The 13,833-nt window shown below is 69.1% G+C and carries 11 protein-coding genes; 5 read left to right on the top strand and 6 right to left on the bottom strand.

The window, feature by feature from the left end; translation table 11 throughout:
* Positions 1–746, bottom strand: a 746-nt coding sequence (gene sepH / locus U9979_RS19710) for a septation protein SepH (RefSeq protein ID WP_322780555.1), incomplete at its 3' end; no start/stop codon positions are given.
* Between the two features lie 190 nt (positions 747–936).
* Positions 937–1,749, bottom strand: coding sequence for a polyphosphate--glucose phosphotransferase (ppgK, locus tag U9979_RS19705; protein WP_322780554.1), 813 nt, complete (start codon positions 1,747–1,749; stop codon positions 937–939).
* Positions 1,750–1,978: 229 nt separating this feature from the next.
* Here ppgK and moaA point away from each other — a divergent pair, with 229 nt between their 5' ends.
* Together moaA and mobA are read left to right on the top strand one after the other, a co-directional pair.
* Entirely contained in the window at positions 1,979–2,968 is a 990-nt protein-coding gene (gene moaA / locus U9979_RS19700) for a GTP 3',8-cyclase MoaA (protein WP_416220262.1), read from the top strand.
* The gene (mobA, locus tag U9979_RS19695; RefSeq protein ID WP_322780553.1) at positions 2,965–3,603 is read left to right on the top strand and encodes a molybdenum cofactor guanylyltransferase; all 639 of its coding nucleotides are present in this window, start codon (positions 2,965–2,967) and stop codon (positions 3,601–3,603) included. The genes moaA and mobA overlap by 4 nt, the downstream gene beginning before the upstream one ends.
* Positions 3,604–3,656: 53 nt before the next feature.
* On the opposite strand, the gene U9979_RS19690 is transcribed toward mobA, so the two are convergent.
* Positions 3,657–4,103 (bottom strand): hypothetical protein, encoded by a 447-nt coding sequence (locus tag U9979_RS19690; protein ID WP_322750614.1) that lies wholly within the window; start codon positions 4,101–4,103, stop codon positions 3,657–3,659.
* A 51-nt stretch (positions 4,104–4,154) separates the two neighbouring features.
* Positions 4,155–5,018 carry a DUF5995 family protein gene (locus U9979_RS19685; RefSeq protein WP_322780556.1) on the bottom strand — a complete coding sequence of 288 codons (864 nt, stop codon included), beginning with the start codon at positions 5,016–5,018 and terminating at the stop codon, positions 4,155–4,157.
* 132 nt (positions 5,019–5,150) lie between these two features.
* On the opposite strand from U9979_RS19685, the gene U9979_RS19680 reads away from it, so the two are divergent.
* The 3 genes from U9979_RS19680 to U9979_RS19670 all read left to right on the top strand — a co-directional run bounded on the left by U9979_RS19680 (position 5,151) and on the right by U9979_RS19670 (position 10,847).
* Entirely contained in the window at positions 5,151–7,655 is a 2,505-nt protein-coding gene (locus U9979_RS19680; RefSeq protein WP_322780552.1) for an EAL and GGDEF domain-containing protein, read from the top strand.
* A gap of 164 nt (positions 7,656–7,819) precedes the next feature.
* Positions 7,820–8,590: a hypothetical protein gene (locus tag U9979_RS19675; RefSeq protein WP_322780551.1), complete on the top strand. Its 771-nt coding sequence runs from the start codon at positions 7,820–7,822 to the stop codon at positions 8,588–8,590.
* A 10-nt stretch (positions 8,591–8,600) separates the two neighbouring features.
* Complete coding sequence (locus U9979_RS19670) at positions 8,601–10,847, top strand: AAA family ATPase (protein ID WP_322780550.1); 2,247 nt, start codon at positions 8,601–8,603, stop codon at positions 10,845–10,847.
* Here U9979_RS19670 and U9979_RS19665 read toward each other — a convergent pair.
* Together U9979_RS19665 and U9979_RS19660 are read right to left on the bottom strand one after the other, a co-directional pair.
* Positions 10,781–12,142: an MFS transporter gene (locus tag U9979_RS19665; protein ID WP_322780549.1), complete on the bottom strand. Its 1,362-nt coding sequence runs from the start codon at positions 12,140–12,142 to the stop codon at positions 10,781–10,783. The two genes, U9979_RS19670 and U9979_RS19665, sit on opposite strands and share 67 nt — an antisense overlap.
* A 167-nt stretch (positions 12,143–12,309) precedes the next feature.
* Positions 12,310–13,701, bottom strand: a complete 1,392-nt coding sequence (locus U9979_RS19660; protein ID WP_322750609.1) for an acyl-CoA carboxylase subunit beta — start codon at positions 13,699–13,701, stop codon at positions 12,310–12,312.
* Between the last annotated feature and the right edge of the window lie 132 nt (positions 13,702–13,833).

Here is a 13,833-nt window from a genome sequence, read left to right as displayed (position 1 = left end):
GTCCGCCCCCGTGCCGCCGCCGGCTGGACCGGCGTGGGCGGCGGCACCGCGACCGGCGGGTGCGCAACCGGCGCCGGCGCAGGGACCGGCTCCTGCACAAGGGTCAGCGCGGGACCGGGCGGCCGGGTGGTGCCGGTCTGCGTGGGCAGCGGCGTGGGCAGCGGCGGTGCGGCGGGTTCGACCGGTACCTCAGGAGTCACCAGCGCCCTGGCGGCATCATCGTGTGGGCGCACCCGGCGCACCACCGGATCCCAGGTCCAGCGCGCGCACCGGCTCTCCGAGGTCAGCTGTACCAGCCAGATTCCGTCCACCCGACGCCAGGCATCCCACTGCGCGCCGTCGGGGTCGTCCTGGGCGGCCATCAGCCGGGCGTCCACAACCTCGCCCAGTGGCCGGCCCGGGGCGCCACCAGGGTCCTTGGGTAGCAGCGCCGCCCGCGCCTCCTGTACCACCCGGGCTCGCTCGGCCAGCACCGGGCCCTCGTAGCGCTCCACCCGCTCGACTGGAATGCCCGCTACCCGCGCAACCTCGGCAGTTGTCTCGCCAGCTCGCAGGCGCGCCTGGATCTCCCGTGGAGTCAGGGCGCTTTCCTGGCGTACCTCGCTGCGTCGCGCCCCGCGCAGCGCCGCTCGAAGCCGGTCGTCAACCGGTACCCGAAATTTTTCCGCGTCGGGTCCGCCCGCGGTATCGGCGAGCACGAGGTAGCCGCCGTCCTCGCTGAGCGCGACCGCTCGCAGCTCACGCATGGCGCCTCCTCATCGGCGTCGTCCGAATCCGCCGTGGCACGTTTGGTAACGGTGAGTGTCCGGATTGTCGAACCGGCCGCTCATGCTTACCACCACACCTTGCCATCGACATACCGGCGGTGTCTCACCCCGGGAGTCGACACGCTCTGTCGGCCTCCCGCCGACACCACGCTGCGCCCATCCTGGGTGGTCAGGGACGGCGGCCGCCGGGGGGCCGGGTGGCCGGCGGCCGGCGGCGCGGTGCCCGTGCCGGCGCCTTGGGACGGGCCTGGTCGCCCGCGGCGAACAGCGCGGCCCCGACAATTCCGGCATTATTCTGCAACTGGGCGGGGACCACCTTCGTGCGGATTTCGAGACGATCGAGAAATCGATCCGCCTTTCGGCTCGCGCCGCCGCCGATGATGATGAGATCGGGCCACAGCAGCGCTTCCAGCGCGCTCAGATAGCGGCTGACCCGCTTCGCCCACTTCTCCCAGGAAAGATCTTCGCGTTCGCGGGCCGCCTCGGAGGCCGAGGTCTCCGCCGCGCTTCCACCGATCTCAAGATGGCCGAACTCGGTGTTCGCAAGGAGCTGGCCATGAAGGAACAGCGCTGTGCCGATACCGGTTCCGAAGGTCGTCATGAGGACGACACCGCCGACGTCGCGACCGGCACCGAAGGTCATCTCGGCGATTCCGGCGGCGTCGGCGTCGTTGATCACCGTTACCCCGCCTGGCAGGACCGCGCCGAGGGTGGCCGCCAGGTCGGTGTCCACCCAGCTCGGGTCGACGTTCGCCGCGGTCTTGGCGATCCCGTCCTTGAGCACGGCGGGAAAGGTGGCTCCGACCGGACCCGTCCAGCCGAAGTGGTCCACCACGTCCGCAACGGTCTTGGCGATGGCGCCCGGTAGCGACGGCTGCGGCGTCGGAATCCGGATGCGGGGCGCGGCCAGTGTCCCTTCGTCGATGTCGACGGGCGCACCCTTGATGCCGGTACCACCGATGTCGACACCGAAGACCTGCATTTCGCCTGTGCCCTCCCGTTGCCGTCGACCTATATCGGGCGTACCTGGACACAGTGTCCACCGCGGCGTGCGGCACCGTGGGACTGTCCGGTCAACCCGCGCCCACTCCACCATAGATCCGCACGCCTCGCCGGCCCATCTGAGTGTGACACCGGTATCCGGGCCCGATCTCCTCGTGGGACGCCGCGGACGCCGATCGCCGATCGATCCGCCGGCGCTCTAAGCTGAGATGGTGGCATTGCGGGATTCCTTCGGTCGAGTCGCCACCGACCTGCGGGTTTCGTTGACGGACCGCTGCAATCTGCGGTGCACCTACTGCATGCCCGTCGAAGGCCTGGCGTGGTTGCCGGGGGAGGAGACCCTGACCGACGAGGAGGTACTCCGTCTCGTCCGGATAGCGGTCACCCGCCTTGGAGTGACCGAGGTCAGACTGACCGGCGGTGAGCCGACGGTCCGGCCCGGTCTGGTCGGCCTTGTCGCCCGGTTGGTGGCGTTGCGTCCGCGTCCCCAGGTGTCCATGACCACCAACGGCACATCGCTGGCCCGCCTTGCCGGTGCGCTGCGCGCCGCCGGCCTGGAGCGGGTGAACGTCTCCCTGGACACATTGCGGGCCGACCGCTACCTGGCGATTACCCATCGGGACCGGCTCGCGGACGCGTGTGCGGGTCTGGCGGCCGCGGCCGCGGCCGGGCTGGCACCGGTGAAGGTCAACGCGGTGCTGCTGCGGGACGTCAACGACGACGAGGCTGCTGCCCTGCTGCGATGGTGCCTGGAGCGGGGCTACGCCCTGCGCTTCATCGAGCAGATGCCGCTGGACCCTCAGCACAGCTGGGATCGCGGGGTGATGGTCACCGGCGCGGAGATCCTCGCCCGGCTGCGGTCGGAGTTCACCCTGACGGCACTGCCCGGTCGCGGCAGCGCGCCGGCCGAGTTGTTCGCCGTGGACGGCGGACCTGACACGGTCGGCGTGATCGGCTCGGTGACCGCACCGTTCTGCGCCGCCTGCGACCGGGTTCGTCTTACCGCCGACGGGCAGGTGCGCTCGTGCCTGTTCGCCCGCGAGGAGACCGACCTGCGCACGCCCATGCGGGCCGGGGCCGACGACGCGCACCTTGCGCAGTTGTGGGCGGGCGCGGTCCGCGGCAAGCGCGCCGGGCACGGTATTGACGACCCCGCCTTTGCGCAGCCCGCGCGACCGATGTCGGCGATCGGCGGATGAGCTGGGACGCGCTGGTGCTTGCCGGCGGAGCGGCCCGCCGCCTCGGCGGCGTGGACAAACCCGCGTTGACCGTCGGCGGCCAGACCCTGCTGGATCGTGTTCTCGCGGCGGTGGACGGCGCGCGCGAAGTGATCGTGGTCGGACCGGCGCGCCGGGTCGCGGTGACCCGCCCGGTGCGCTGGACCCGCGAACGACCGCCGGGCGGGGGACCGGTCGCCGCGCTCGCCGCCGGTCTGGAGTTGGTGTGCGCACCCTTGGTCGCCGTGCTCGCGGCCGATCTTCCGTTTCTCACCGCGGCGACGGTCGCCGCGCTCGTGCGGGCCGTGGGCGGTGGCGGTGGCGGTGGCGGTGCCGGTGGTGGCCGGGACGCAACGGGAGCCGGCCGGACCGACGATGATCCTCCGTGGGGTGCGCTCCTGGTTGATCCAGCCGGCCGGCACCAGTACCTGACCGGGGTGTGGCGGACGTCCGCGCTGCGTGCGCGTCTCCCGGCGGTGCCGGCCGGAGCGTCGATGCGGTCGGTGTTGGCGGGCCCGCGGGTACTGGTGCTACCCGCCGACGGACGTACCACCCTGGACTGCGACGCACCGGCGGACCTGGAACGGGCGCGAGGCTGGGCCAGGATGGGCCCGTGAGCGCTCGTGCTGACTGGGTGGTCGTCGCCCCCGGCGCGTTCTCAACGAGGCGGTCAGCGCACCCACGCCGGTCCGTCCTCCAGCAGGGCCCGCATGTCGATCGCCATCGTGTGGACCGCGAGCGGGTCGTCCAGCCCGGCGTTGTCCAGGGTCGACCAGGACAACACGTCCTCTTCGGCCGGCGCCTGGTGACGGCTGGGTACCGCGGCGCGGGGATCGACCGACCGTAGGCGAGGGAGGGCAAGGGTGCTCGTCGCGGCATCGGTGGCGTCCCTGCCACGGACGCCGCCTACCGGTCTGCCGGCGGCGGGATCGACCGGTGTCCCGGGTCGGGCGCGACCGGAGGATGTGACGATCGACTGGTCCAGGCCGGCGAGCCCGGCGATCACCACCAGCGCCGGCACGACGAACTGCGCGGGCCGCCACGTGGTCAGGGCGACCATGGTGAAGACGATCAAAATGGTGACCGCTCCGAGCGCGTTGCGCTGCGCGGGCGGCAACGCCGGAACCTTTCGGCCGTGTCGGTAATATCCCACCCGATCGAGTGTGCCCTATATCTCGTCCGCCCGCTGCCCTCGACCCGTCGGCGCGGCCCCGGGTAGCGCGTCGGATGCATGGTGGCGCGCGCACCAGGCGTCCCGGGGGACAGACGTCGTCGACGGCTGTTCGTCGGCGAGCAGTACCCGCAGCAACCGTGCGCGGACATCGGCGCTGGTCTCGATCGTGTGCACGACGACGGCGTACTCGTCGGTGCCCCTGGCTGCGACCAGGCGTTCTGCGTCGTGCCAGGCGTCCTCCCGCCATGCCGTCAACATCTCGATCAGATCGTCGCGGCCGAGACCGTAGCGCAGCGTCCCGTCATCCAGGTGCGGGTCGAAGCGGGCTGCCTCCTGCGCCAGCAACGGATCCATCACCCGCGCCAGGATCGCGTTGACACGGTCGTGGTCGCCCTTGTGACTGTGGCCGTCGGGACCGGCCAGGCCGAGCTCGGCGAGAACGAACGGCAGATCGCGGGTGACATGGGCGTTCATGCCGAGCAGCAGGTCACCGGCGGCTGAGAGCGTTGTGGTGGCGGCCGCGGTGAACGCCACCCGCCAGGCTGGCGGCACGTCGGTCGGACGGCCCGCCGCCCACTGGTCGAAGGCCCGGAAGTAGTACCGGGCGAACAGCGCGTCCTCGGCGTTGACCCACCCGGGATCGGCGAAGGAACCCGCGACCGCGGCCGCATCGCCGAATGCCTCGGTCGTGCGCAGATAGGCGAAGGAAAAGATCACCCGATGGTCACAGTGGTCCTCCAGTGGTCGAAGTTGGTCACGCATCGTCGTCAACGTTTCCCGCACACATGTCGGCGACCCGGTTGTGCACGGTGGGGGAAATTGATGTCCTGCAGGCTCTGCGCTGGCCTGGCCGGGCATCCCGGCCAGCAGTGAGCTAGCCGTCAGGAGCGCGGTGACTGCGATACGTAGCCATCCCATGGGGCTGCATGGTAGTTCAACTGTTACTCAAAGCATTTACAGCCGGGCGGAGAGTCGTGATAATGCTGCGCTATGTCCCTTCAAGGTCACAATCCGGAAGGTCCCGGTCGGGGCATCCTGGACACCCTCACGGAGGTCGTCTTCCAGACCGACGCCGAGGGACGCTGGACGTACCTCAACCGCGCCTGGACGACGGTGACGGGCTTCGACGTCGTCGCGTCGCTGGGGAGTCACTTCCTCGACTACGTCCACCCGGATGAGTACGACCACACGATCGCGCTGTTCATGGCGGTGGTGGCCGGTGGTTCTGATCATTGCCGGCATGTGACCCGCTACCGGACCCGCGACGGTGCCTACCTGCGCGTCGAGATCCGTGCCAACGTGCTGCGGGCGCCGGACGGTGCGGTCTCGGGCAACTCGGGGACGATTATCGATGTGAGCCGTGACCAGCATGACGCTGAGGCGGTCAGTGAACACACAGCCCTGTTGGAGCTCGTTTCCGGGGGCGTGCCGGGCGCCGAGCTTCCCGTCGGTGTCCTGGTCTACGACCGCGCGCTCGGTCTGCGCCGGACGTCGCAGGTTGTCGATCGCCTGCTCGGTGAGCGGTTACGGGTCGGCGAACCCTTGGACCGGCTGGGGATCATGCTGCGGCCCGGTGGCGAGGGCGTGGCGCTGGACGGCGAGTGGGGACTGGCCGCCACGGCGGCGCGGACCGGCCGGCCCCAGCACGGCGACGTCAATCTCCTCGGCCGCACCGACCCCGACCCCGACCCCGATGCGCGCGGTCGAGCCGGGCCCGGTCCGGCGCGGGCGTTACGGATCTCGGTGATCCCGCAGGTGGACGGGCGCCGGGAGCTGGTTGCCGTTGTGCTGCAGGATGTCACCGATCTGCAGCGGGCGGAACGGCTGCAGTCGGCCGTTGCCCAGCTCGGTCAGCGTGCTCTGGGTGGGCTGACCGTCCCGGACCTGCTCGCCGAGGCCGCCCAGGTGGTCCGCGTCACCCTGGGTCTGCCCGGTTGCGAGGTGCTGGCGGCGACCGGCCGGGACAACCCGGCCGATCCGGCACACCCGATCGCGGCGATCATTCCGGTCGCGTTGGCCTCGGATGGCCCCACGATCATCGACCGTGGGGCTGCTTTCCATGGTGTTGCGGCCCGTATCGGCGCGGCTGGCCGCAGCCACGCCGTATTGGTCGCGTACGCGCCGTACCGGCGGGAGTTCGCCCCGGATGAGGCGGCGTTCGTCCAGTCCGTCGCCAACGTGCTGGCAGCCGCGCTCGAACGGGATACCGCCGAGCGGGAGGTCCGCCACCAGGCCCGGCACGACCCGCTGACCGGGCTGGCGAACCGGGTCCTGCTGCACGACCGGATCTCGCGAGCGCTGCGCACGGTCGAGGCCGACGGCGGTGCGCTGGCCCTGCTGTTGATGGACCTCGACCGGTTCAAGGAGATCAACGACACGTTGGGTCACGGAGCCGGTGACGATGTGCTCCGCGAGGTGGCGGTACGGTTACGACGCGCCACCGGTTCGGCCGCGACAGTCGCCCGCCTCGGTGGGGACGAGTTCGCGATCCTGCTGCCGTCGGCGCCGCGGGGAGTCGCTGACGCCCTTGCCGTCGCGAGCGGTGTGCGGGCCGCCCTGGCCGAGCGTATCGATGTCGGCACCCTTCCACTGAGCGTCGAGGGAAGTATCGGGATCGCGATCGGGCCTGGTGACGGGAGCGATCCGGGAACCCTGGTGCGGTGTGCCGACGTGGCCATGTACCGGGCCAAGCAGCTCTGCGTCGGGGTCGCGGTGTACGCCCCCGATGCCGACCAGAACCGCCGCGAGCGCCTTGAACTGCTCGGCGGCCTTCGCTCGGCGATCGCGGGCGGGGAGCTGGTCCTGCACTACCAGCCCAAGGTCGACCTGCGTACCGGGCGGACCACCGCGGTCGAGGCGCTGGTCCGCTGGCAGCACCCGTCGCACGGCCTGGTCGAGCCGGGGCGTTTCGTTCCGTTCGCCGAACAGAGCAACCTGGTCAGGCCGTTGACCCGCCGGGTCCTCATGCTCGCCCTGGACCAGGCGCGATCATGGTGGGACGCGGGTCGGTTGCTGCCCGTGGCGGTGAACGTCTCGGCCCGGATGTTGCACGACGCAGAATTGATCTCGACGGTACAGGCGGAGCTGGACCGGACCGGCATGCCGCCACAGGCGCTCGAACTTGAGCTCACCGAGAGTGCCGTGATGGTGAACACCCGCAACGCGATGAACGTCATCACCCAGTTGCGCCGCGCGGGAATCCGGATCTCCGTGGATGATTTCGGGACCGGGTACTCGTCGCTCGCCTACCTGCGCGATCTTCCGGTGCACGATCTCAAGATCGACAAATCGTTCGTGCTGAACGTGGCGCGTCGCCCCAGGGATTTCTCGATCGTGCGGTCCATCATTGATCTCGCGCACAATCTCGATCTCAGGGTGGTTGCCGAGGGCATCGAGTCGGACGAGGTCTGCAGCCTACTTCGTGACCTCGGCTGTGACGAGGGGCAGGGCTTCTTTCTCGGGTATCCCGTCCCACCTGCGGATCTTGCGGCATAGGGCCTGCCCGGTGAAAGTCTTCGGGTGATCTACTGGATCTCGGTCGGTCGAGGCCGTCGAGGCCGTCGAGTCTGGTTCATGCGCTTGGTTTTCTCGGAGAAGGTGCCATCCAGGGGGCTGTGCTGCACCATGAGCAGAGCCTCACCAGATTCTGGAGGTTGGCCGTGACCGGGAGAACCAGGCTGTCCGGGGCCTCCGAGCGCGCGAAAAGTCCCATGATCGTGTACTCGTCGGCCGCCGGTACGCTGCGGGGATGCGTCGCGTTGGCGGTGTTGGCGCTTCTGGCGGCCCTCGTTCTTCTCCTCGGTTGCGGTTCGGCTCGTTACCAGTATGTGACCAACAAGGATGCCGGAACCTTTCTCAAGATCCCGAGTTCGTGGCAGCATCAGCCGATGCCCGGACCGGCCTTCGTCGGTATCGACGCCCGCAATATCAGTCCGGAGGCCGCTCGGACGCTGGCCAGTCGTGAGTGGGTCGTGGGGATTGATGCCGCGTCGAGATTCGACGACAAGAACCTCCTGCTTCCGGACGCGGCGCAACCCAAGGGATTCGTGCAGGTCCGCCAGCTTCTGCCGGAGGAGGCGGCCACGTTGTCCACCAATGACCTGCGCAACCAGCTTGTCTCCATCGACCAGGAGATCCAGGCGCAGGAGGTGGCGGTTCGCCAGGATCCGCAGCGGGCCCGGCTTGCCCCGGAGTTCCTCCTGCTGGTGGACGATCCCGTCCACCAGGGCGGGGGCGTCCACGGCGTCCATCTGGTGTACCAGCTCCACCTGGGCACGGGTCTGGTGACCGTCGACCAGACAAGCCTGCTGGACCGTGATCAGACCAGGCTGTACCAGCTTGTGTTCGCCTGTTCGTCCTGGTGCTACGACCGGCATCGCGCCGAGATCCAGAAGGTTCAGACATCGTTCACGATCAAGCCGATCACCTGAGGTAAGGATCATGAATCAGGCCCAGCCTGCGCAGCCATCCCCGCCGGTGCGCAAACCGCTGGCGCGCTGGGACAGGGTGAAGTTTCTGGTCCTGCTCGGTGCGCTGTTCGTGTTCGTGGTAGCCGCTGCCATGGCGGATAACCCGATCATGAGCTGGACCGACGCCGTGCGTGAGCAGGCGGCGGCGAGCTGGTGGCTGTTGGCGCTGATCGGGATCGAGATGGTTCGCCAGGTCCATATGTTGATCGGCGAGCGGTCGGCGCAGTACCACGTCTTCTGGACCGACAGGGTCTTCGGCCGGCTCGAGCGCGGCCTGCTCCAGCTCGACGACTGGAACCGCTACCGCATCAGCCGCGCGCTGACGTGGACGGCGGCCGTCGTGATCTTCGCGTTCGTCTACGCCCGGATCAGGCACGACTCCGTCTTTCACGCGATCATCGGGCTTCCCGGCGACAGCTGGCACGCAGCCCCGTTCGCGGTGCAGATCGTATTGATCATGTCTATCACGATCGGGCAGTTCGCGCTGCTGTTCTGGTTCCTGTCCCGCGGCGGCGTGGAGGTGTACTTCCCCGAGGACATCAAGACCCGGTTCACCGACGTCTGGGGCCAGGATCACGTCCTGTCCAGGGTCAAGGAGGCGGTCTTCTACCTGGAGAAGCCGCACGAGATCGAAAGTCGGGGCGGCTACGTACCCGGCGGCATCCTGCTGTGGGGTCCACCCGGTACCGGCAAGGCCCTGATCGCGGAGGCGGTCGCCGGTGAGACCGGGAAGCCCTACGTCTTCGTCGACCCGGGCGCGTTTCGGGCCATGTTCTTCGGCGTCGGCGTGATGAAGGTCAAGGCTCTGTTCCGCAAGCTGCGCACGCTCTCCCTGCGGTACGGCGGCGTGATCGTTTTCTTTGACGAGGCCGACACGCTGGGTAACCGTGGTCAGCCCGCCGGCAACCGGATCGGTCTGATCGACCCTGGTGACCCCTGTAACGGGATGACGTATGCGAGCACTTCGGCACGCCGCGCACTGGCGCAGGCCCGCTTCGTGGTTCCCGGCGGTGGTGGTGGCCCGTCCAGCATCGACGGAACGCTGCAGGCACTGCTCGCCGAGATATCGGGTCTGAAGAAGCCGCGTGGCTTCCTCAACCGGGTCGTGCGGCGTGCCCTGGGCATGCGCCCGAAGCCGCCGCCGAAGTACCGGATCATGGTCATGATGGCGACGAACATGCCGCAGTCGCTGGACGAGGCGCTGCTGCGTCCCGGTCGGATCGATCGCATCTACAAGGTGGGCTACCCGAGCAGGCAGGGCCGGGTACGGACCTTCAACGGCTACCTGGACAGGGTCCGCCACGAGGTGAGCGCCGATCAGGTCGAACGGCTCGCAGTGATGAGCCCGTACGCCACCGGGGCGAGCATCAAGGACATGGTCAACGAGGCGCTCATCCAGGCGATCAAGGCTGGTCGTGAGGTGGTCACCTGGCCGGATCTGCTGCGCGCCAAGTCAATCAAGGAACACGGGCTGCCTGACGACCACGAGTACGTGGAGCGGGAGCGCCACAGCATCGCCCTGCACGAGGCGTGCCATGCGGTGGTCATGTACCGACTGCAGAAGCACATGGTCATCGACATGGCGAGCATCGAGCGCCGTGGGGACACCGGCGGGTTCGTGGCCCCGGTGCCGTTGGAGGACAGGTTCGTCGACTGGCGGTCCGAGGTCGAGATCGATGTGATGACCTTTCTGGCCTCCATCGTGGGCGAGCGGATGTTCTTCGACGGTGACCACACCCAGGGCGTGGGCGCAGACCTGCACGCCGCCACCGAGCTGGTTGCCCGCAGCATCGGCCGACACGCGATGGGCAGCACCCTGACGTCCCGGCCGGCGCTGGCCGCTGCTCTTGACGCCAGTCCGGCGTACCCCGGCGGCGGCCCGGGGTACCTCGGTGACGGGTTCGTCGACGAGGTCGAGGCCAAGCTCCAGGAGCTTTATCAGCGGACCGAGGTCATCCTGTCGGACAACCGCCGGGAGGTTCTCGCAGTGACCCACGCACTGGAGACGAACAAGACCATCACCGGCGAGGACGTCGAAGCAATCATGGAGGGCACGCTCGGCCCCACCCTGGACGGCCGCCGCTACCATGAGCCCGACTTCCTCGACCTGGCGGAGGATTACCACCTCAGTGCCGTCCAGGCGCACCGGGGTCACCCCGGCGAGCAGCTGCGGCTACCCGATCTCGGCAGGGCGGCGTCCTCGGCGGGGCCGGGCTGACCGGACTGACCGGACTGACCGGACTGACCGGACTGACCGGCGGGACCGAGTAGCTGGCGCGCGCCGTACCCGGCCGCGAGGAGGGCGGCCAGCCCGCCGGTCGCCAGGCCCGCCCGGGCACCGAGCTCTTCGCTGATCCATCCGATGGTGGGACCCCCGACAGGGGTGCTGCCCAGGAAGGCCACGGCCCACAAGGCCATGATCCGGCCACGCATGTGGGGCGCGGAGGCGAGTTGCAAGGTGGCGTTCCCGATGGACAGGAACGCCACGCTGCCGGCTCCCACCAGCATCATGGCCACGGCGGCGAGATGGACATCCGGCGCGACCGAGGCCGCCAGGATGACGATGCCGAAACCGGCGGCAGCGCCGACCAGGGCGCGTGGCGTCGCCCGGCCTCGTCTGGCGACGATCAGGCCGCCCGCCACCGCGCCGACGCCCATCGCCGCGGTGAGCAGCCCGTAGGTGCCGGCGTCGCCGTGGAACACCTCGCGGCCCAACAGCGGAAGCACGACGGCGAACTCGTAGGCGAGGGTGCCGATAACCGCCATCATGACCAGCGGAACCCGCAGCGCCGGGGTTCGTAACGCGTATGCGAGGCCCTCGCGGATCTGGCCGCGGGCTCGGGGAAGCGGGGCGCGCCGGCGAAGCGAACGCGGGTCGATCCGGATCAGAGCGATGATGGCGGCCAGGTAGGACGCGGCGTTGACCATGAAACAGACGCCGGTTCCGGCGACGGCGATGAGCACGCCGGCGATCCCCGGCCCCACCGCCCTGGCCGCGTTCACCGCCACCGACTGAAGGGATACGGCGTTGGCCACCACGTCCGGGCCGACCATCTCGTGGACGAAACTCTGCCGGGTCGGGTTGTCCACCGCGTTCACGGTGCCGAGGCCGGCCGCGATGAGTGCCACCATCCACAACTGGACGACACCGGTGATGTCGGCAACAGCGAGGCTGGCGGCCAACAGCCCGGACGCGACCTGGGTATAGATCAACAAGCGCCGCTTGTCGGCCCGGTCGGCCAGCAGCCCGCCGTAGGCGCCGAACAGCAGGACCGGCAGGAACTGCGCAGCCGTGACGAGCCCGAGCACCGTCCCGGACGCCCCGAGCGAAAGCGCCAGCCAACCCTGCGCGACCATCTGCATCCAGGTCCCGACCAGCGACACGACCTGTCCGCTCAGGTAGCGGCGGTAGTTCGGCACGGACAGCGCGAGCAGTGCGCCGCCTGGCCGTGGTTCTGGCCGTGGTTCTGGTCGGGGCGGGTTGACGGTCGTGGCGTCGGGCAGCGCGGTCATCGTTCCTTCCGGTCGTCACGAGTGAGGGCTTCACCTGGGACAACCGTTGTGCCCGTTTAGTTATTTCACCTCAGCTAACTATCTCGTCGGGTGAGCCGGTGGTCTCCGTGCCGTCGTCCCGGCTGGCAGGCCCAGACGACGGCACGCGATCAATCTGGGGGATGTTCCTACAGGGGGATGTTGCCGTGGGCGCCACGGCCGGCCGGGGCCCCGGCGAGGGTTTCGGCGAGGACCGAACGGGTGGCGGCGGGCTCCACCACGGCGTCCACCACTCCCAGCTCCACTGCCCGGTCGATCCCGCCGACCGCGCGTGCGTGCTCAGCGGTGAGCTCGGCAAGCACGGTCGGTCGACGCTGAACCGGAACCTCCGCCAATGTGCGCCGGTGCAGGATTCCCACGGCGGCCTCGGCGCCCATGACCGCGACCTCGGCGGTAGGCCATGCGTACACGGCGCTCGCGCCCAGACAGCGGGCGTTCATCGCGATGTAGGCGCCGCCGTAGGCCTTTCGGGTGACCACGGTGACGCGGGGCACGGTGCATTCGGAGAACGCATAGAGCAGCTTCGCGCCGCGCCGGACCACGCCTTCCCATTCCTGGCCGACACCCGGCAGGTACCCCGGAACATCGACGAGGACGATCAGCGGCACTCCGAACGAGTCGCACATGCGCACGAAACGTGACGCCTTTTCGGCGGACGTCGCGTCGAGGCAGCCGCCGCGACGCAGCGGGTTGTTGGCGACCACGCCGACCGTACGGCCGCCGAGGCGACCGAGCGCGGTGACGATGTTCGGTGCCCACTTGGGATGGAGCTCAAGCACGTCGTCGTCGAGGACGCCGGCCACCAGCGGGTGTACGTCGTAGGCGCGACGGGCCGACTCCGGCAGGAGGCTGCCGAGGTCACGATCCTGAACTGGCCCGATTTCGCCCTGGTCGCAAAGCAGCGCGCACAGCCGCCGGGTGTGGTCGACGGCAGCCTCGTCAGAGTCGCAACTGATCGCTACCACTCCACTGCGGCGTGCGTGCACATCGGGTCCACCCAGACTGTCGGCGGTGCAGTCCTCGCCGGTCACCGTGCGGACGACGTCCGGACCGGTAACAAAGATCTTGGCATCCGGGCCCATGATGACGATGTCGGTCAGCGCCGGGCCGTATGCCGCGCCACCTGCGGCGGCACCCAGCACCAGGGACAGCTGCGGAATCCGTCCGGATGCCCGGACGGTGGCCGCGAAGACACGTCCGACACCGTCGAGGGAGGCAACGCCCTCCCGGAGCCGAGCACCGCCGGAATGCCAGATTCCCACCACCGGGATGTCAAGGCGCACTGCGGCCTCAATGGCGTGGACGATCCGAGCGCAGCCGTCACGGCCCATCGCCCCGCCCTGAATGGTTGCGTCCGTAGCAAATGCGACGACCGGATTATCGTCGACGGTGCCCTTTCCAGCCAGCACCCCGGAGCTGTCCGCCGCGGCGAAGGGTTCAAATGAATCAGGATCGAAGAACTGGGTCAGTCGAGTCGACGGGGCACGCGGGTCAATGCGTTCGAGCGTGGAGAGACTCACCTGTTGTCTCCTTGAGATCATAGGTTCTCCGGCGACGCGAAGGAGACGACTCCCCTGTTCGTGGTCGGAGGCTCGTCGGATCTCCGTGCGGACCTCATATCGTCTGGCTTTGAGGTCCGCACGGGCGAATGT

This window comes from Protofrankia sp. Cas4, assembly GCF_963555915.1.
Lineage (GTDB): Bacteria > Actinomycetota > Actinomycetes > Frankiales > Frankiaceae > Protofrankia.
Note: the sequence above shows the minus strand (reverse complement) of the source record. Positions and strands in the feature narration are given on the sequence as shown.

Excerpts from the sequence above, each read along its gene's own strand:
- ppgK (WP_322780554.1), bottom strand. The coding sequence starts at position 1,749 with ATGCAGGTCTTCGGTGTCGACATCGGTGGTACCGGCATCAAGGGTGCG.
- moaA (WP_416220262.1), top strand. The coding sequence starts at position 1,979 with ATGGTGGCATTGCGGGATTCCTTCGGTCGAGTCGCCACCGACCTGCGG.
- mobA (WP_322780553.1), top strand. The coding sequence starts at position 2,965 with ATGAGCTGGGACGCGCTGGTGCTTGCCGGCGGAGCGGCCCGCCGCCTC.
- U9979_RS19685 (WP_322780556.1), bottom strand. The coding sequence starts at position 5,018 with ATGCCCGGCCAGGCCAGCGCAGAGCCTGCAGGACATCAATTTCCCCCA.
- U9979_RS19680 (WP_322780552.1), top strand. The coding sequence starts at position 5,151 with ATGTCCCTTCAAGGTCACAATCCGGAAGGTCCCGGTCGGGGCATCCTG.
- U9979_RS19670 (WP_322780550.1), top strand. The coding sequence starts at position 8,601 with ATGAATCAGGCCCAGCCTGCGCAGCCATCCCCGCCGGTGCGCAAACCG.
- U9979_RS19665 (WP_322780549.1), bottom strand. The coding sequence starts at position 12,142 with ATGACCGCGCTGCCCGACGCCACGACCGTCAACCCGCCCCGACCAGAA.